Consider the following 18,478-nt stretch of genomic DNA (forward strand, 5'->3'; position numbering starts at 1 on the left):
GGGCGTACGGTTCGGTCCGGTCCCTGCGGGTGACGTTCACCTCCAGATTCCGCGCACCCCCAGAGGCACCGACCAGAACGACGCACGGGGACAAGGGCCGACACCCCGTCAGCTCAGCGCCCACCACAAGAAGTTCACCTCAGGAAGTCCACCTCAAGAAGGGTTCCCCGCATGCCTCGAAAGATCGCGAGCAACTCCCGGGTCGATCTCGCCGGGCTGTTGGAGTTCGTACGGCCTCGGCACCGGGCCCTGCTGCTGACGCGACGCGCGGACGGCTCCCCGCAGGCGTCGCCGTTGACGTGCGGTGTCGACAAGGAGGGCCGGTTGGTGATGTCCACCTATCCGGAACGTGCCAAGACCCGTAACGTCCGCCGTGACCAAAGGGTCAGCGTGGTGGTGCTGTCCGACGAGTGGAACGGCCCGTGGGTGCAGATCGACGGGGACGCGGAAGTGCTGGACGTTCCGGACTCGGTCGAACCGCTCGTGGAGTACTTCCGTGGCATCTCCGGCGAGCACCCGGACTGGGACGAGTACCGCGAGGCAATGGTCAAGCAGGGCAAGTCGCTGATCAGGGTGGTGCCCAGGCGCTGGGGACCCGTTGCTGTGGGCGGCTTCCCGGCCCACTTGGCGGCCGACGACTGAGCTCCCCGAGTGCCGTCGGCCGAGTGTTTCTGAGCCGAACGGCGGGATGTCGATCCGCTGCCTACGCGTAACCGCAGAACCTGCACTCGGGAATGCCCCCGCATCGGGGGCATTCCCGGTTTCCTCAGGCCGTCGGGCGGCCGAACCAGCGGGAGGCCGCCTTCTCGAATCCGGCACCCGTGGCACCTTCGCCCGCCACCCAGGCCACGGTGCCGTCAGGGCGGACCAGCACGGCCTCCAGTCCGAGACCGGCGACCGGGGTCCCGGCCGTGTACCGCACCCTGTCCGCCCAGGCCGACGCCGATCCCGCCAAGCGGCCGTCGGCGGTGAAGTCGAGGACGACCCCCAGTCCGTCCCGCATCAACTCACCGAGCGAGGAACCCTCTTCCAGCAGGAAGTCCGGCGCGTTGCGGCCGACCAGCGGATGCGTGCCGCCGAGGTCGTAGCGCATCGACGATCCCGACATCTTCTCGAAGACGTACGTCGTCCCGTCCCGTGTCTCCAGCAGGTCGCGCATCACGCCGCGGGCCGCCCAGGTGCCGCGGTTAGGCCGCATCAGCGCCACCTGCGCCCGCGACCAGTCGAGCACCTGCGCGCCGACGGGGCGGCGCTCCTCGTCGTACGTGTCCAAGAGCGCGTCCGGCGCGTGCCCCCGCACGGTCGCCGCGAGCTTCCAGCCCAGGTTGACGGCGTCGCCGATCCCGGTGTTCAGGCCCTGCCCGCCGAGGGGCGAGTGGATGTGCGCCGCGTCGCCCGCGAGGAGGATCCGGCCCATGCGGTACGTCGTCGCCTGCTTGGCCCGGTCGGTGAAGGTGGAGACCCGCCGGACGTCGTTCAGGGTCACGTCGGTGCCCGACACGCGGCGCAGCACCGTCTGGAGGTGGGCGCGGGTGGGCTGCCGCGAGCGGTCGAACGCGCCGCCGTCGAAGTCCATCATCCCGAGGGTTCCGTCGACGCCCATCCGGAGGTACATGCCGGTCGGTGTCGCGATGATCCCGGGGCGCAGCTTCTCCGGGTCGGCGAGCGTGGCGACCATCGTGTATCCGGTGAACTCCGGTTCGGTGCCGGTGAATTCGAATCCGGCGAGTCGCCGTACGGCACTGCGCCCTCCGTCGCAGCCGACGACCCAGCGCGCCTCGACGGCGTCGGTGCCCGCGGTGACGACCACGTGGTCGTCGTGCTGGACGACCGCGTCCACGGGGACACCTCGCTGAATCTCGACGCCGAGTTTGACCGCCCGCTCGGCCAGCAGCGACTCGACCTCCGGCAGCCTGACCATGAGGGTGTCGGGCGCCGGGCTGGGCAGCCGGTACGGCAGGGCGGCCAGGTCGACCTTGGCCGGATCGAGCATCACGCCCGCGAAGTGGCCCACGGCGAGCGGGCGTGACGTCCCGTCGGCCGCGGCCACGGCCGGTGCCCCGTGTCCCGCCATGTCCGCGGAGGTCTCCCGCAACGCGTCCAGCAGGCCGCGCCGGTAGAAGGCTCCGGTGGAGAAGCCGAACAGGCCGCGCTTCTCGAACGGCTGCGCCAGCCACCGCGAGTCCGGCTCGGGCTCCTTCTCCCGTACCAGTACGGAGCAGCCCGCGAGGCCGAGTTCGCAGGCGAGGAAGAGACCGACCGGGCCCGCGCCCACGATCACCACGTCGTACATGAGACATCCCCTTCCGAAGCACCGCCGGGCCCAACCGCCCGGCCTTGACACTTCGAAAGCTGTCAGCGCCCGCCGACACCGCTCCGACAGGGACCGACAGGACGCCGACCCCACCTCGACAGCCCGCCGACAGCCGCACCGCACGCTGCGCGGACGGCACCCGCCGTGCGGCGCGGCACCTGCGCTCGCCGGCACGGCCCCGTTCCCGTGACGGCATCTGCCGGCAGGGTGGGGTGTTCGGGCGGGATCGATCCGCCGGCCCCGCTACGTATGATCAAGAGCGGTGTCGGCAGGTTCCCGCACACGGGGTGCGCCGACGCCGAAAACCACAGCGATGTTGCACCAGAGTTCACAGCGGGGGTGAACGGCCATGGCAGAGAAGCGAGTTGTCATCGTGACCGGCGGGGGAACGGGCATCGGGGCCGCCTGTGCCCGACTGCTCGCGGCGGCAGGGCATCACGTCGTCATCTCGGGACGGCGGCCGGACCCGTTGAACGAGGTGGCCGCGGAGACGGGTGCGTTGGCCCACGTGTCCGACGTTCGGGACCCCGAGGCCTGTGCCGCTCTCGTCGACGCGGCCGTGGCCGCGTACGGCCGCCTCGACGGGCTGGTCCTCAACGCGGGCATCGGCCGCGGCGGTGCGGTCGGCGACCTCGCGCTGTCGGACTGGGAGGACGTGATGCTCACGAACGTCACCGGCCCCCTGCTGCTGATGCGGGCGGCGCTCCCGCACCTGCTGCGGACGCGCGGTGCGGTGGTCGCCGTCGCCTCGGTCTCCGCCCTGCGCAACGGCGCGGGCAATGCCGCGTACGCCACCTCCAAGGCGGCGCTGCTGCAACTGTGCCGCTCCCTGGCGGTGGACTACGGAAGGCAGGGACTGCGGGCCAACATCGTCGCCCCGAGCTGGGTGCGCAGCGAGATGGCGGACAGGCGGATGGCGCGGTTCGCCAAGGAGGCGGAGCTGGGCGACGGAAGCCCGGAGGCGGCGTACGAGGAAGCCACGCGCCCTCTGCCGTCGGGCAGGGCGGGCGATCCGCACGAGGTGGCCGAGGCGATCGACTGGCTGCTGTCGCCCGCCGCCTCGTACGTCAACGGAGCGGTCCTGACGGTGGACGGCGGTGCGACGGCCCTGGACCCGGGCACGCTGGCCTTCGACTTCCGTATGACACGTCGGGAGTGAACCCCGGAGCCGGGGGAGGGGACGGTGGTGGCCCGGGTGCCGATTCGCCGGGCGGGCGGCGCGGGCAGAACGCGCGCACCGGCGGCGATCGCGCCCGCGCACGTCGCGGAGATCCGCCGGGTGCATGCGCTGCTCGCCACGCCGTAGGCAGAGATCGTGCGGGCCTCAGCCGCTACCGCCGCCCTGGTCACCGAGCCCCGTACCTGCCGCTGCCACAGATGGTCCGGCAGGCGTTGTTCGTCTCGGGCGGTTCCGGCCGGCGCCATCGACGCCTTCACGTGCGGAACGACGAACAGCGCCCGATCACTTCACTCGATGAAGACCTTCACGGAGTCGGGGTTCCCCTCGTTCCGGTTGACGCCGATGAAGAAGTCTCCCCCGACGTGGGTGACGTCTTCGATCTCATCGGCCAGCTCTGCGCCCGGAACACCGATGTCGCTCTCCACATCACCTCCGGACCAGTTGTACTGGTACACCCAGTTCCACCCGGTGACAGGCGTTGAAGTGTTGATGGACTTGGTGTTCCAGATGTAGTTCTCGGAGCAGTCAATGCCCTGGTCGGAACGATTGTCGTGACTCGTCAGGTTGCTCTTCACCAGCGTCCATCCGCTCGTCAGCGAACCGGTGCCGGGATGGGTCCACAAGTTGCCCAAGCGGCGGGCAACGTATTTGCCCGCTCCGCCAGCTGCCGTCGCGCTGTAGCAGAAACCGCTGATATTGCCGATGGGCAGACGGACTACCTCGCTTGCGCCTACAGAACCCGACGCGTCGAGATGAACGATCGTCACATCCGGGCTCGGAAAGGCCGACTGGCTTCCCTGGGTGGCGATCACAGCAGGACCCTGGCCCCGATAGTTCGGGTGGTAGGCGAGGTCGTTGCCGTGACCGAGCGTGGGTATGGGGGTCGGTGCCCCGGCGCAGGTCCAACTGGTGCCGTCCCACCCTGAGCCGTCGCGCAACCATCGGGACAGGACCGGCTCCTTTCCGCCCGCCTTGGTGAAGACGATGTAGAGCTGGCCGCCCGCCCCCGCGACCATGCCCTGCATGACCGTGCGGCCTTCCCTGCACGGGCTGCTGTTCGGGATGTTGAGCCGTTCCGCCCCGCTCCTGTCGGTAGCGGCGTGGGCGGACGTGGTCGAGACCGTGGCGATTCCGGTCAAGAGTGCCAGTACGGACGCGAAACTCCGTAGCTTCTTCACTCGATACCCCTCCTTTGTGACTCGGGGAGGCTAGCACTCGGCGTGTACACCTCATCCGAGACGTAGTCAAAGTGCGGCAAGCGCAAGGACTTTGACGCTCCGTCAGCCCCCAGGCCATCTGCTCGGCATGCCCCCTGCGGCAGCGGGATCAGGCGCAGGCGGTGACGAGGAGCGTGGTGGGCGTGTTGATGGTCAGCGACGGGGTGGGCGGGCCCGGCGGTGCGGCGAGGCGGAGATCCGGGAAGCGGCTGAAGAGCGCGGAGAGGGCGGTACGGAGCTGGAGCCGGGCCAGCGGTGCGCCCAGGCAGAAATGCGGGCCGCGGCCGAAGGCGAGGTGGGGGCCGCCCGCGCCGGGAAGCCGGAACGCGTCGCTGTGCTCGTGGGACGGGTCGCGGTTGGCCGCCGCGTAGCACAGGAGCAGTGCGTCACCCGCTTCGATGCGCTGCCCGCCCAGGGTGACGGCCTCACGCGGGAAGGCGAAGGGCAGCGCGAAGACGCTCGCGTCGTAGCGCAGGGCTTCTTCGACCACCTCCTCCCAGGTCACGGCCCCCGTAAGGACACGGTCCAGTTCGCGGGAATGCTGGAGCAGGGCGCGCACCGCGTTGACGAGGGCGGCCACCGTCGTGTCGAAGCCGGCTCCCAGGAAGAGCCAGAGGGTGTCCCGTGCCTCCTGGGGGCTCAGTACGTCACCGGTGTCCGCCGCTTCCCGGAGGGCCGTGACCACGCCGCCCTCCTCGCCCGGAACGGTCGGGCGTTCCAGCAGGTGGTCGAGGTAGGCGCGGATCTCCGCGCTCAGCAGCCGTGACTCCTGGGGGGTGAGGGCCGCCCGGGACAGGGCCCGGAAGACCAGGGAGGTCGCCCGGGGCTTCTCGTCGTCGGGCACGCCGAGCAGGGAGCACAGCACGTCGAGGGCGAGCGGCAGCGCGAACTGCGCACGCAGGTCGACCGGTTGGGCTGCCGGGGTGATGCCGTCCAGGAGCCGTTCCACCGTCGCACTCACCGTCGGGGCGAGAGCCTTGACCCGGCGTGGTGCGAAGGCCCCGGCTGCCGCCCGGCGCAGCCGGGAGTGGTCGGCGCCGTCCGAGGTGAGCATCCACTGCCTGCTGAGGTGGTCGGTCATGGGCCAGTCGGCGGGGACCTCGCCGTCGCGCAGCGCCCGCCAGTGCGTGGGCGATCGGGCGAACTGCGGTTGTGTGAGGACCCGTTCGAGCTCGGCGCGGCCGACGACGGCCCAGCAGTCCACGCCACCGGGCCAGCGGGCTCGTACGACACTGCCGTGCGCACGCAGGACGCGTGCCTGCTCCTGGAGGTCCAGATGGGGGTCGAGCGGGACACGGACCGGATCGATGGGATGCCTCCAGGGATGGAGTGGGAAGCGGGGGAAGGGGGGATGGAGACGGGGGCGCGAGACCCCGTACGGGACGGTGGACGCGGTGCAGCGCCATCCTTCCCATCTGTCCTTCAACGCAAGCCGGTTGATCCGTCACCCGATTGGGCGGCAGACCCCCTCGGGCATCGGCGCGGTGCTCGCCGCGCGGTCGGAGCGGACGCCGCGGCGCGCGGGCCGCAGCAGGTGAACCCGTACGTAACTGCCCGCGTCCCGCACCTTCCGGTCCGCACCTCGGCGTGCGACCGTCGCTGTCGCCAAACTCCCGACGCCAAGCTGCCGACACCGTGCTCCCGATGCCCTGCTCCCGACACGAGAACGCCCCACGGTGTTCAGCCGCCCGTCCCCCACGACCGGAACGGTCGAGGAGCCCTGCCCCAGAGAAAGGTCTCCCCCTCACCATGCAGCGACGTGACTTCGCGACCGGACTGGCCGCCGCCCTCGCCGTGCCCGCAGTGCTCGGCGCGTCCCCTGCCACCGCACAGCAGCACTCCGGCGACAGCCACACCCCCGACGACCTGGCCCGCCGCATGCTGCCGGTGCTGTCCGCCGAACTGGACGACAGGGGAGCCGCTCGCACCCTCGTCCCGCACCTGTACGACGTAGGTTTCGACTGGCACCCCGAGACCGCGCCCCTGCGGAAGCTCGACTTCCTCGTGGCGTACGGCTTCGGCAACCGGCCCCCGGCCGGCGGCGGAGACCCGACGAAGGTGCGCCCCCGACCGGGCCCGGTCAACGAGGAGCTGGCCGACACCGTCGCCCGCATCCGCAAGCACCGCAACGTCCCCGTGTACGCGCAGTGGGAGATCGCGCACTTCCTTGAGTCCAAGTACCGCATGCGGCACGTCACGTCGATCGAGCCGGTCGTCGCACCCGACGGCACGATCACCTATCTGAGCACCGACGGCGTTGCCGCGCAGGTCGTCAAAGCCCGGGAGAGCCTGCCCGGAGGCATCGGAACGGCCGGGGTGGTCGGCTTCCGCGACCACATCAAGCGCTGCGTGCAGACCACACGGGACCGGGGCATGACGGCCTACGCACCGCAGGGCCACAGCATGCCCCACACGTACGACCCGCAGTCGGGCCAGCCGTGGACCCGACGCCGGGACCTGTACCTGGTGCACGACATGGCGGCGCAGTGGCAGGTGCTGCGCGAGAAGCTCGTCGCCGGGGCCTACCCGCAGGGCTGAACCCTAGACCTGGGACGAAGCCTCCGGCCTCCCGTGCTGAGCAGTCGCCTCGTACACGGTGAACCGCGTGGTGCGCCGATCGCCGGGTGCGGGAAAGCCGCAGGTCAGCGTTTTATTGAAGCTGAAATAGAGGGTTCACGTACGGGGCCGTTTCCGCCCTTGGGGTGGGATAGCGTCGCTGACTGTGACGGCACGCAACAGGCGAAGCCGTCCGGCGACGCGCCCCGCAACGTACTCCGGTGACCCCGGCCGTACGGCTGCCGCGCGCCGCTGAGAATCCGTCGGCCGAACCACCGGCGCGACCGCGGCCCACAGGCCGTCGCGCCCGTACCCCGACCTCCCTTGGAGTGATTTGCGATGCACCGTTTCGCGCTCAGCCGCCGTACCGCCCTCGCGGTGGCCGCCGGCACCACCCTCACCGTCCTGATGTCGGGTTGCGGACTGCTCGGCGGCGACGACAGCAAAACGATCAAGGTCGGGGTCAGCGGCGACGCGCAGGAGTGGGACACGCTCGTCCAGGAGGCCAAGAAGGAGGGGCTCGACGTCGAACCCGTCTCCTTCGACGACTACTCCCTGCCCAACAAGGCGCTGTCCGCGGGCGACATCGACCTCAACGCCTTCCAGCACCTGGTCTTCCTCGCCCAGTCCAACCTGGAGAACAAGACCGACATCGTGCCGCTGGCGGCCACCACCGTCGTACCGATGGGGATCTACTCCAAGAAGATCACCAAGCTTCAGGACCTCAAGGCCGGCGCGAAGATAGCCCACCCCGACGACCCTGCCAACGAGGGCAGGGCGCTGCACCTGCTCGACCGGGCCAAGGTCATCGAACTGAAGCCGGGCACCGGGCTCTACGCGACGCCCGAGGACATCGCCAAGAATCCCAAGAACATCACGTTCACCCCGGTCAACGCCCAGCAGACGCCGCGCCTGCTGCCCGACGTGGACGCCGCGATCATCAACGACGGCGTCGCCAGCCTCGCCAAGATCGACGCCAAGTCGGCGCTCTTCCACGACGACCCCAAGGACGCGGCGATCCGCCCGTACATCAACGTCATCGCCGTACGCGAGGGAGAGAAGGACAACCCGGACTACGCGAAGATCGCCAAGCTGTACGCGAGCAAGCCGGTCCAGGACGCCTACCAGCGCTTCGCCAACGGCACGGGCGTCCATCTCGACCTGACGCAGCCCGAGTTGGAGAAGGAGCTCGACCGTGTCGCGCAGCAGCTCAAGAAGTGACGCGGTGAAGTCCGAGCAGAGGCCCGCACCGAGGACCGCACCGAGGACCGCACAGGATTCCGGGCAGCGCTCCGGGCCGGAGATGATCCGGCTCGACGCGGTCGGCAAGGAGTTCGCGGGTGGCGTGCGCGCCGTCGACGCGGTCGATCTGACCGTCGACGCGGGCAGCGTCTACGGCATCGTCGGACACAGCGGGGCGGGCAAGTCCACCCTGCTCAGGCTGGTCAACCTGCTGGAGCGGCCGACTTCGGGCACCGTGACGGTGGGCGGCCAGGAGCTGACCGCGCTCGGCGAGCGCCAACTGCGCACAGCACGCCGGGACATCGGCATGATCTTCCAGCAGTTCAACCTCTTCCGGTCCCGCACGGTCCTCGGCAACGTCACCTTCCCGCTGCGCCAGTCCGGCAGCTCACGCGCCGAGGCCCGCACCAAGGCCCTGGAGGCGCTGCGCTTCGTAGGCCTGGAAGAACACGCCAAGCGCTACCCGGAGCAGCTCTCCGGCGGCCAGCGCCAGCGCGTCGGCATCGCCCGTGCGCTGGCCACCTCACCCCGGGTACTGCTCTGCGACGAGGCGACGTCCGCGCTCGACCCGCAGACCACCCAGGAGGTGTTGCAGCTGCTCAGGCGGGTCAACACCGAGCTGGGCGTCACCATCGTGGTGATCACCCACGAGATGGAGGTGGTGACGGCGATCTGCGACCAGGTCGCGGTCATGGAGGACGGCAGGGTCGTCGAACGGGGCGCGGTCCACGACGTCTTCACGCGCCCGCAGCACCCGACGACCCAGGCCTTCGTACGGGCGGCCCTGCACGCTTCCCCCGTGCTGGGCCTGCTTCCGGGCCTGCTGCGGGAACACGGGGTGGAGCCGTCCGCCGCCAAGGCGATCCTCGCCGAACTCGACCATGGGGAAGACCACGGGGAAACGGAGTTCACCCCTCACGGCGACCACTCATCGGGCGACGGCTCCGAGACCGGCGACGACGTCGCGAGCGAGAACAGGGCGGTGAGCGCGTAATGCAGCAGGACTGGAACATCCTCTGGCCCAAGATCGTCGATGCGGCGGGCGAGACGGTCTACATGGTGCTCGCCACCCTGGTCTTCGCCACGCTGCTCGGCACGGCCGTCGGCCTGGCGCTCTACGCCACCCGCAAGGGCGGCATCTTCCAGAACCGCCTCGTCTTCGTGGTGCTGAGCTTCCTCGTCAACGTCATCAGGCCGGTTCCCGCGCTGATCGCGATCGTGATCCTCAACCCCCTGACGCGCGAGCTGATGGGCACGGCGGTCGGCACCGACGCCGTGATCTTCCCCATGACGGTCATCGCGACCTTCGGGGTGGCCCGGATCGTGGAGAGCAACCTGGTCGGCGTCGAACCCGGCGTGATCGAGGCTGCCCGGGCGATGGGCACCAACCGGATCCGCATCCTGCTGACCGTGCTGATCCCCGAGGCGCTCGGACCGCTGATCCTCGGCATGACGTTCATGTTGGTCGCCCTGATCGACTTCTCGGTGATCGCGGGCACGGTCGGCGGCGGGGGAGTGGGCAACCTGGCCATCACCCACGGCTACCTGCGGTTCGACGACCGGGTCATGGCGGTCACGGTGCTCATCCTGATCGGCCTGGTCCAGGCGGCGCAGTTGCTCGGCAACGCACTGTCCCGCAAGGTGCTGCGCCGCTGAGTGCACGGTGCGGCGTCCCGCTCGTATGAGTCGTACGAGCAGCACCGCTGCGGGAGTTCGGCGGCCGCGCTGCTCGGCCGGTCCCGGGCCCTGGTCCTCGCGGGGCTGATATCCGCCGGCCCGGTCGAGCCGTACCGGAGGGGACGCCTCGTGCTCTGCGCCCGCACGGCCACCGCCGAGGCCCTGCCGGTGGGATCCGCGTGCGGCGCACGGAGGGGGAGGAGGCAGGGCGTGACTGCCTCACTCCACCGTCCCGGGACGAGGCCGCTGAAGGCGGTCGACCCGGCACTGGCTACGCTGCCCGGATGACCTTGGCCTTCTCCGACGCCTTCCTGCACGCCGCCGAGTACCACGCGGCCTGGGGCGTACAGCAGCTGGAACTGATCGACCAGGCCTTCCCGGCTGGACCGTGGACGGCGGACCTGGAGCAGTGCCGCTACGAGTCGGGCGGCCGAAGCCTTCGCATCGGACTGCTGGGCAGTTACGACCAGGCCGAGCAGACCTGGCTGTGGGGCTGGGCCAACCCGGGGCTGCGTGGCACCGAAGTGACCGCCGCCAGCACGCGCATCGGCGAGTTCGGCCGCAGCCACGGCATCGCGGAACTGCAGCAGGAGAGCGTGGACCTGGCCCGTTTCGCCGACCCGCACCGCGCCGCGGAGGCGCTGGCCTTCCTGGGCATGGCAGTGCTCGGCGCGCCCGGCTACATCGGCCAGGAGGCCGGCCCGGAGACCCGGGTCTACTTCGTCCCGCAGGACCCGCAACTCCGGCCCGCGCGCCTGGACCCGGTCGCCATGCCGCGCCATCTGCTCACGGGAGCCCAGCTGTTCGCACGTTCGTCGCGGCTGGTCGTCACCGGTTGGTTCGCCCTGCACGGCGTTCCGGTGCAGGAGGCCGCCGACCGGATCACCGCTCCTCTGCCCGGCGGGGGCGCCGCGGTGGTCTCCTTCGACGCCGCCGGCCGCATCGCGGGCATCGACGCCAGCCCGGTCTCCGCCTAGGACGACCTGCCCATGGCCGACGGCCCATCACTGGCCTGCTCCGTATGCCCGAACTCCCCGCGCAACCGCAACGCGGGGACCATCCCGGGCGGCGAGGTGCGTGCAGTCGCTCCGTATGCCACCGCCCGGGCTCGCACCGGACGCCCGACGCGACTGCGGGGACGTACCAGGAACCGGGCGCGATGCCCGTCTCGTACCGGGCGGACGGGTGTCCGCGAAGCGGGAAGGGGAGACGGGAGCGGCCCGCCGCTCACGGCACTCCGCACTCCGGCGACCCGGAGTCGTCCCGCACCGGAGACTGTCCCGCACCGGAGACTGCGGAGTCCTCCTGCGCCACGGGTGCCCCGCGCCCGCGTGAGGGAACCACACCGGCGCGGAGCAACTGCTGTCAGCTCCCGAAGTAGGCGTCGAAGTTGCGGCTGAACTCCTGGTTGTTGAAGCGGTCCCAGTTGATCGACCAGGTCATCAGGCCGCGCAGGGACGGCCAGGTGCCGTGGGTCTGGTAGCTGCCGCAGTTGGTCTTCTTCGTCAGGCAGTCCAGTGCCTTGTTGACCTCGGCGGACGACACCCACCCGTTTCCGGCCTGCGTGGAAGCTGGCATTCCGATGGCGACCTGCTCGGGGCGCAACGGCGGGAAGACGTTGTTCGCGTCGCCCGCGACGGGAAAGCCGGTGAGCAGCATGTCGGTCATCGCGATGTGGAAGTCGGCGCCGCCCATGGAGTGGTACTGGTTGTCGAGGCCCATGATCGGGCCCGAGTTGTAGTCCTGGACGTGCAGCAGGGTCAGGTCGTCGCGCAGCGCGTGGATGACCGGGAGGTACGCTCCCGCCCGCGGGTCCTGCCCGCCCCACTTGCCCACGCCGTAGAACTGGTACCCCAACTGCACGAAGAACGTCTCGGGCGCCATGGTCAGGACGAAGTCCTTGCCGTACTTCGCCTTCAGCGACTTGACCGCCGAGACGAGGTTGACCACGACGGGGGTCGTCGGGTTCTTGAAGTCGGTGTCGGCGGTGTCCAGGGAGAGCGAGTGGCCCTCGAAGTCGATGTCGAGGCCGTTCAGCCCGTACTCGTCGATGATCTTCGAGACGGAGGCGACAAAGGTGTCGCGGGCGGCTGCCGTCGTCAGCCGGACCTGCCCGTTCTGCCCGCCGATGGAGATGAGCACCTTCTTGCCCTGCGCCTGCTTCGCCTTGATCGCCGCCTTGAAATCGGCCTCGGACTCCACGGTCGGGCACTCGGCGACCGGGCACAGCCGGAACCGGATGTCGCCGCTGGTCACGGAAGTCGGCTCACCGAAGGCCAGGTTGATGACGTCCCAGGAGGCGGGAACGTCGGCCATCTTCACGTACCCGGAGCCGTTGGCGAAGCTGGAGTGCAGATACCCGACCAGCGCGTGGGCGGGGAGGCCGCCGCCGGGATCCGGGTCGCCGCCGCCCGGGGGAGTGGTCACGGTGACGGCGGCCGACTTCGCCGATTCGCCGTCGGCGTTGACCGCGGCGACCTGGACGCTGTAGGCGGTCGCGGGGGAGAGCCCGGTCAAGGTGGCCGAGGTGCCGGTGACGGTGGCCGCCTTGACGCCGTTGCGGTAGACCGCGTACGACGTGGCACCGGTGGAGGCCGACCAGCTCAGGGCGGCGGTGGTCGAGGTGACGGTGCCCGCCGCGAGCCCGGTCGGCGGGGCGGGCGGCTGCGGCTGAGTGGGGTCGCCGGGGCCGAGGAGGCTCAGGTCGTCGGCGTAGTAGGCGGGGGTTCCGTACCAGCCGTGGGTGTAGATCTGCACCTGCGTGGTGCTCGCACCGGTCTTGAAGGTGGTGCTGAGCTGCTTGAAGGCGTCGGCGGACTGCGTCCAGGTGGACACGTCCGTGGTGCCGGTGCCGCTCGCGCCGAGGTAGACGTACGAACCGCGGACCCAACCGCTCAGTGTGTACGTGGAGTTGGGTCGGACCGTGACGGTCTGGGCGCACTTGGCGTGGTCGCTGCCCGCGGGAGTGGCCTTCAGGGCGGAGGTGCCGCTGCGGACCGGAGTGGTGACCACGGCCCCCGCGGTGCAGTTCCAGCCGGCGAGCCCGGCTTCGAAGCCGCCGTTGCGGGCGAGTTCGGCATCGGCCGCGACGGCGGGGGCGGCGGCGGTCAGCCCGGAGGCGGCGAGGGCGAGAGCGGTGACGGTGAGGGCGAGGGGTCGGACGGAACGGCGGCGTCTGGTGCCGCGGTCTCGACGGGGACGATCCACAACTGCCTCCGGTGCGGGGGAGATGGAGGTTTCGATGGCCGCCCAACTTGGTCCAGACCAATGGGGTTGTCAAGGCTCTCGGCAGGGGTTCCCCGGTCGGGAGGCGGTGCGTCGGGCGCACCCTCGGCCACGGCGGCACCTCGCCCAGCATCCCGCAATGGTCTGGACCTTGACAGGTCCAGACCATTGCGGTTGGCTCGGGCCACTCGCCCCCCCCACCGAGGATGTGATGTCGTGTTACGCACACTGACTTCCGCAACCCAACTCCCCCGGCTCCTCGCCTCCTTCCTTGCCGCGGCCCTGCTCGCGGTGCTCTTCCCCCTCGTCGCCGCGACCACCGCAGCAGCCGTGCCCACCGCGGCAGCCGCGAGCTGCGCCGCCGCCTGGAGCTCCGGCGCGGTCTACACCCAGGGCATGACCGTCTCGCACGGCGGCCACAACTACCAGGCCAAGTGGTGGACCCAGGGCGAGACGCCCGGCTCCACCGGCCAGTGGGGCGTCTGGGCCGACCAGGGCGCCTGTGGCGGCGGAGGCGGCCAGGACCCCGACCCGTCCGGATTCGTCGTCTCCGAAGCCCAGTTCAACCAGATGTTCCCGAGCCGGAACAGCTTCTACACCTACGCGGGCCTGGTCGACGCGCTGAAGGCCTTCCCGGCGTTCACCAAGACCGGCAGCGACACCGTCCGCCGCCAGGAGGCCGCGGCCTTCCTCGCCAACGTCAACCACGAAACCGGTGGCCTGCGGTACGTCGTCGAGCAGAACACCGCCAACTACCCCCACTACTGCGACGCGGCCCAGCCCTACGGCTGCCCCGCCGGACAAGCCGCCTACTACGGGCGCGGCCCGATCCAGCTGAGCTGGAACTTCAACTACAAGGCGGCGGGCGACGCCCTGGGCATCGACCTGCTGCGCAATCCGTACCTGGTCGAGCAGAACCCGTCCGTCGCCTGGCGCACCGGCCTCTGGTACTGGAACACGCAGAACGGTCCCGGCACCATGACGCCGCACGACGCGATCGTCAACGGACGCGGCTTCGGCGAGACCATCCGCTCCATCAACGGCTCCCTGGAGTGCGACGGACGCAACCCGGCACAGGTCCAGAGCCGCGTCAACAGCTACCAGAGCTTCACCCAGATCCTGGGTGTCGCCCCGGGTTCCAACCTCAGCTGCTGAACGCACCAGCGGGCCGACACCGCGCCCGCCGCGACGCATCCCGAGAAACACCGGCGCCGCCGGGACACGAAGCCTGCACCGCGGGCTCCTCGTGTCCCGGCGGCGCCGTCAGACACCCGGTACGCAGGGGTGCCCGAAGCCGTCGAGCAGCACAAACGTAGGATGAGCGGGCGCCGCAGACACCAGAGCGTCGCCGCGGTCCCCGTACGCCTCGACGGGGCACCGCCCCGCCCCGGGTGCCACACACCCGGCCGACAACAGGAGTTGACCGGTGATCAGTGCGGCCGCAGTGGCGGGAGTGGCCTTGGTGGAACTGGGCATGGCCCTGATCCCCGGCCCGAACATGATCCACCTCGCCTCCCGCGCGATCACGCAGGGCCGCAGGGCCGGCCTGGTCAGCCTGAGCGGGACCGCGGTGGGATTCCTGTGCTACCTGGTGGCCGCGGCGGCGGGCCTGTCCGCGCTGTTCGCCGCCGTACCGCTGGCGTTCACGATCGTGAAGCTCGCAGGGGCCGCCTACCTGGCCTACCTCGCCTGGGACATCCTCAAGCCCGGCGGCCGTTCGCCCTTCGCCCCGCAGCACGATCTGCCCCCGGTGTCCGACGTACGCCTGTTCTCGATGGGCCTCCTCACCAACCTGCTCAACCCCAAGATCGCGCTCCTGTACGCCGCTCTCCTGCCGCAGTTCATGGACCCGCAGGCAGGCCCGGACTGGGCGCAGATGCTCCAACTCGGCGGCGTCCAGATCGTGGTGGGTGTTTCCGTGAACGCCCTGATCATGCTCGGCGCGGCACAGGTGGCGGGATTCCTCGCCACCCGCCCCCGCGTGATGGCCGCACAGCGCTTCACGACCGGTGGCCTGCTGGGCGTCTTCGCACTGCGCACCGCTCTGTCCGAGACCCCTGCCGCAGCCTGAGCGGCACAGGGACCGCCGGTCGGCTCGCTCCACCGGCTCACCCGCCGTGGCCGGTGCCGTCCCGGGCCACGTGCCGGCGCAGTGCGAGGGTGCCGTGGAAGTCCTGCGGTACGGGGGCGAATCGGAAGGCCATGGCGACCTGGTCCGCATCCGGGACCGTGAGCCGGTAGCGGGTGCACAGCAGCCTGCACAGTGCCATGAGCTGTACGGTGCCGAGGTCGGCGCCGACACAGCGCTTGGGTGCCCAGCCGAACGGCACGTAGGAGCCCCGGCCGGCCGGGCCGTGCGGAGCACCGGGCAGGAAGCGGTCGGGGTCGAAGGTGTCCGGTTCGTTCCAGTACCGGCGGTCGCGGTGGATCATGTGCGGGCTCAGGATGTACTCCTGCCCCGCCCGGAGAGTGGCGGCGCCCAGGTCGTACGTGCCGCGGGCCCGCCGTACGAGCAGCAGGGGCGGGCTCCACATGCGCAGGGTCTCCTGGACGAAGCGGTGAGTGAGCGGCGCGGCCCCGGCGGGTGCGGCGAGGAAGTCGGCCTCGTCGGTGCCCTGGTGTTCAGCGGCAAGCAGCGCCGCCCACCGGGGCCGGCGGGCGAACTCGTACAGCACGGCGGCAGCTGCCGACCCGGGAGGCCCGCCGATCGCGGTGAGCACGGTGGTGACCACGCTCAGGGCCCGGTCCATGCCGAGTTCCGGCAACAGGTCGACGAACGGGTCCGCGAGGTCGCGCTCCCGTGGACGGCGGCCCGAGGCGCGGGCCCGCAGCACCCTGCGCACGACCCGTCCGGCCCGTACCTGCACGGCGGCGAAGTGCAGCCGGTGACCGGGGCCGGTACCGGGGGCGCGGTCGATCAGGCGCCGCAGCTTCTGATCGAGGTCCCGCTCGACCCACACGCTCTCCCGGGGAGTGAGCCCCGCCAGGGCGACGGGCAGCAAGGACCGTACGGTCACGTCCTGGGACAGGGTGACCAGATCGATGCGGCGGCCGAGGCGCGCGTCCATCACCGCGCGCATCCGGGCGGTCAGCCGGTCTCTGCGCTCGGCGGTGGAGAGGTGGTGCAGCTGGGTGAGCCAGGCGGTGCGCACGCGGGTCCAGGCCACTTCGGGGCTGGGGCGGCGGCGCAGGAGGTCGAGACCCCGTTCGGGCATGACGAAGCCCTGCCAGTTCGTCCTGCTGACGTGTCGTGCCGCCTCCGGTTCGAACACGGCGAGGAGACCGTCGTTGATCCAGAAGACGCCGCCCTCCGCCGCACTGCGTGCACGCAGGTCGTGCAGGAAGTCATCGGGACGGTGCGGACTGGTCATGTCGTCACCCTCCTCTCCGAGGGCGGGGCGGCGGGCCGTCCCCGGGTGTGCGGTACGACGGCCCGCCGCCCCCGAAGGGATCAGATGTGGTGGTACAGGTACCAGAAGTTGTGCAGCCCGCCGTAGCTGGAGCGGATGTTCAGTGCGGCGAGGGCGGAGCGGTAGAGCTTGCGCATGGGGATCACCTCCTTCCGGGCGCGCCGGTACGGTCGCCGAGTTCCGCGGTGAAGCGTGGCGGAGCCAGCGCGGGGCCGAGCAGGGGAAGGTCCCCTTCGGCGGTGACCGACAGCCGTCGGCCGCAGACGATGATCCGGACGAGGTCCTCCAGCAGCGCCGTCACGAAGGTCGCGCCGGCGCAGCTGTGCAGACCGTGGCCGAAGGGCAGGAACGCCGGCTCGCGCGGGCTGCGCGCCCAGCGGCCGGGCAGGTAGGCGTCCGGGTGCTCCCAGTGTCCGGGGTGGCGGTGCACCAGGAACGCGCACACGTCGACCGTGTCCCCGGGGCCGACCGCCACCCCGGCCAGTTCGTGCGGGACACGAGGGGTACGGGTGAACAGCCAGGCGACCGGCCACAGCCGCAGCGCCTCCCGGACGACCCATTGCGGCACGTCGGCGCTGCCCGGGTGGGTACCCGCGAGCCGGACCGCCCAGCCCAGTGCGAAGCCGATCGAGCCGACCGTCGCGAACACGAACGACAGGTAGACCTCGGCGAGTTCCGCGGGATCGGCCTCCCTCCCGCCGCCCGCCACCACGACGTCCAGCAGGTCACGGGGGTCTGGACGCACCGTGCTGCGACGTGTCTGTATCTCCGCCGCCAGAGCGGACATCGCACGGCGCCGGAAGACCAGCCGGGACAGCGCCGCATGCCTGGCGCGCGCCCCGGCCAGCACCGCTCGTTCGATGACGTTCTCCACGGTGTCCCTCAGCGCCTGTGGGGCATCGCGGTGGAGCAGTACGTCGGCCAGGTGCGCGTACACGAGGAGGTTCCCGGCGTCCGGCCAGGTGCTGAAGGGGGAGAGCCGGTCCTCGACCAGTTGGGGCAGGGTGTGACGATGGGCCGCCAGGTGCCGGTGGAGAAGGACGCGCGCCGCGCGGCCGATCTCCACCTGTGCGGACCGGGGACCGAACACCCCGTGCCGGGTGTGGAAGAAGTCCGACGTGTCCACGTACCTGCCGTGCCGGTTGCCCATGACCTCACGTGCCGCTCCGGGCCCGGTGACCAGCAGCCGCCCGGGGGCGGAACACCAGACGTCCCGTTCGCCGCCGAACTCCTCGACCAAGCGCGACAACGGATCCGCGGGGCGGTGGGACGAGCCGGGCGACGGTTCCATGACCTCAAGGCTCCTCGCAGCAAGGGTGCAGAGCTGTGGACACGGCACAGGGTGACGAACAGTCAGATTGCTCCTGTGGGGGGTGGGTTGTCACGTACGGTGCCGCGTCGGCACTGAATCGCTTCGCGGTGTGCAGTACAACGCCGTGCTCTGCACAGGGGGACGGGCCAGCAGCGGCACGGCAATCGCAGGGGCGTGAGCCGTCTACGCGCGGTGGACGCGGTACGGCATCCACTCGGCGACCGGGAGGAGCGCGGCCCACGGCTTCCGCCCTAGTACTCCAGCCGGACTTTGATGTACTGCCTGGTCAACGGCTTGGGTGTGGGGAGTGTAGCGGGGCGGTGCCGAGTGCGGGATGGGTTTGCG

The 18,478-nt window shown here is 70.7% G+C and carries 16 protein-coding genes; 9 read left to right on the plus strand and 7 right to left on the minus strand.

Features of this window, described 5'->3' with window-relative positions:
• Positions 1-171 precede the first annotated feature (171 nt).
• Positions 172-642: a PPOX class F420-dependent oxidoreductase gene (locus ACIO3O_RS41605; protein WP_401755864.1), complete on the plus strand. Its 471-nt coding sequence runs from the start codon at positions 172-174 to the stop codon at positions 640-642.
• 124 nt (positions 643-766) lie between these two features.
• Here ACIO3O_RS41605 and ACIO3O_RS41610 read toward each other — a convergent pair whose 3' ends face one another.
• Positions 767-2,293, minus strand: coding sequence for an FAD-dependent oxidoreductase (locus tag ACIO3O_RS41610; protein WP_401755867.1), 1,527 nt, complete (start codon positions 2,291-2,293; stop codon positions 767-769).
• Positions 2,294-2,663: 370 nt separating this feature from the next.
• Here ACIO3O_RS41610 and ACIO3O_RS41615 point away from each other — a divergent pair, with 370 nt between their 5' ends.
• Entirely contained in the window at positions 2,664-3,473 is an 810-nt protein-coding gene (locus tag ACIO3O_RS41615) for an SDR family NAD(P)-dependent oxidoreductase (RefSeq protein ID WP_401755869.1), read from the plus strand.
• Between the two features lie 308 nt (positions 3,474-3,781).
• Here ACIO3O_RS41615 and ACIO3O_RS41620 read toward each other — a convergent pair whose 3' ends face one another.
• Together ACIO3O_RS41620 and ACIO3O_RS41625 are read right to left on the minus strand one after the other, a co-directional pair.
• Positions 3,782-4,672 carry a hypothetical protein gene (locus tag ACIO3O_RS41620; protein WP_401755872.1) on the minus strand — a complete coding sequence of 297 codons (891 nt, stop codon included), beginning with the start codon at positions 4,670-4,672 and terminating at the stop codon, positions 3,782-3,784.
• Positions 4,673-4,820: 148 nt separating this feature from the next.
• Positions 4,821-5,915: a cytochrome P450 gene (locus tag ACIO3O_RS41625; protein ID WP_401755874.1), complete on the minus strand. Its 1,095-nt coding sequence runs from the start codon at positions 5,913-5,915 to the stop codon at positions 4,821-4,823.
• Positions 5,916-6,460: 545 nt separating this feature from the next.
• Here ACIO3O_RS41625 and ACIO3O_RS41630 point away from each other — a divergent pair.
• The 5 genes from ACIO3O_RS41630 to ACIO3O_RS41650 all read left to right on the plus strand — a co-directional run bounded on the left by ACIO3O_RS41630 (position 6,461) and on the right by ACIO3O_RS41650 (position 11,163).
• The gene (locus ACIO3O_RS41630; protein ID WP_401755876.1) at positions 6,461-7,249 is read left to right on the plus strand and encodes a hypothetical protein; all 789 of its coding nucleotides are present in this window, start codon (positions 6,461-6,463) and stop codon (positions 7,247-7,249) included.
• A gap of 357 nt (positions 7,250-7,606) precedes the next feature.
• The gene (locus tag ACIO3O_RS41635) at positions 7,607-8,488 is read left to right on the plus strand and encodes a MetQ/NlpA family ABC transporter substrate-binding protein (RefSeq protein ID WP_401755878.1); all 882 of its coding nucleotides are present in this window, start codon (positions 7,607-7,609) and stop codon (positions 8,486-8,488) included.
• Positions 8,489-8,492: 4 nt separating this feature from the next.
• Positions 8,493-9,503: a methionine ABC transporter ATP-binding protein gene (locus ACIO3O_RS41640; protein WP_401755881.1), complete on the plus strand. Its 1,011-nt coding sequence runs from the start codon at positions 8,493-8,495 to the stop codon at positions 9,501-9,503.
• Positions 9,503-10,165: a methionine ABC transporter permease gene (locus ACIO3O_RS41645; RefSeq protein ID WP_401755884.1), complete on the plus strand. Its 663-nt coding sequence runs from the start codon at positions 9,503-9,505 to the stop codon at positions 10,163-10,165. The genes ACIO3O_RS41640 and ACIO3O_RS41645 overlap by 1 nt, the downstream gene beginning before the upstream one ends.
• A 305-nt stretch (positions 10,166-10,470) precedes the next feature.
• A complete protein-coding gene (locus tag ACIO3O_RS41650) occupies positions 10,471-11,163 on the plus strand; it encodes a DUF6882 domain-containing protein (protein ID WP_401755887.1) in 693 nt (230 codons plus the stop codon).
• Positions 11,164-11,551: 388 nt separating this feature from the next.
• Here the strand turns inward: ACIO3O_RS41650 and ACIO3O_RS41655 are convergent, their stop codons facing one another.
• The gene (locus tag ACIO3O_RS41655; RefSeq protein WP_401755898.1) at positions 11,552-13,297 is read right to left on the minus strand and encodes a chitinase; all 1,746 of its coding nucleotides are present in this window, start codon (positions 13,295-13,297) and stop codon (positions 11,552-11,554) included.
• A 342-nt stretch (positions 13,298-13,639) separates the two neighbouring features.
• Here ACIO3O_RS41655 and ACIO3O_RS41660 point away from each other — a divergent pair, with 342 nt between their 5' ends.
• Positions 13,640-14,566: a glycoside hydrolase family 19 protein gene (locus tag ACIO3O_RS41660; protein WP_401755901.1), complete on the plus strand. Its 927-nt coding sequence runs from the start codon at positions 13,640-13,642 to the stop codon at positions 14,564-14,566.
• A 108-nt stretch (positions 14,567-14,674) separates the two neighbouring features.
• On the opposite strand, the gene ACIO3O_RS41665 is transcribed toward ACIO3O_RS41660, so the two are convergent.
• Positions 14,675-14,887, minus strand: a complete 213-nt coding sequence (locus ACIO3O_RS41665) for a hypothetical protein (protein ID WP_401755903.1) — start codon at positions 14,885-14,887, stop codon at positions 14,675-14,677.
• Between ACIO3O_RS41665 and ACIO3O_RS41670 the strand changes: the two genes are divergently transcribed.
• Positions 14,838-15,482 carry a LysE family translocator gene (locus ACIO3O_RS41670; RefSeq protein ID WP_401755889.1) on the plus strand — a complete coding sequence of 215 codons (645 nt, stop codon included), beginning with the start codon at positions 14,838-14,840 and terminating at the stop codon, positions 15,480-15,482. The genes ACIO3O_RS41665 and ACIO3O_RS41670 overlap by 50 nt on opposite strands.
• Before the next feature lie 37 nt (positions 15,483-15,519).
• Here ACIO3O_RS41670 and ACIO3O_RS41675 read toward each other — a convergent pair whose 3' ends face one another.
• Entirely contained in the window at positions 15,520-16,782 is a 1,263-nt protein-coding gene (locus ACIO3O_RS41675; protein ID WP_401755890.1) for a cytochrome P450, read from the minus strand.
• 181 nt (positions 16,783-16,963) lie between these two features.
• Entirely contained in the window at positions 16,964-18,112 is a 1,149-nt protein-coding gene (locus ACIO3O_RS41680) for a cytochrome P450 (protein ID WP_401755893.1), read from the minus strand.
• Positions 18,113-18,478 lie beyond the last annotated feature (366 nt).

The sequence above is a fragment of the Streptomyces sp. NPDC087440 genome (assembly GCF_044744005.1).
Taxonomy (GTDB): Bacteria; Actinomycetota; Actinomycetes; order Streptomycetales; family Streptomycetaceae; genus Streptomyces.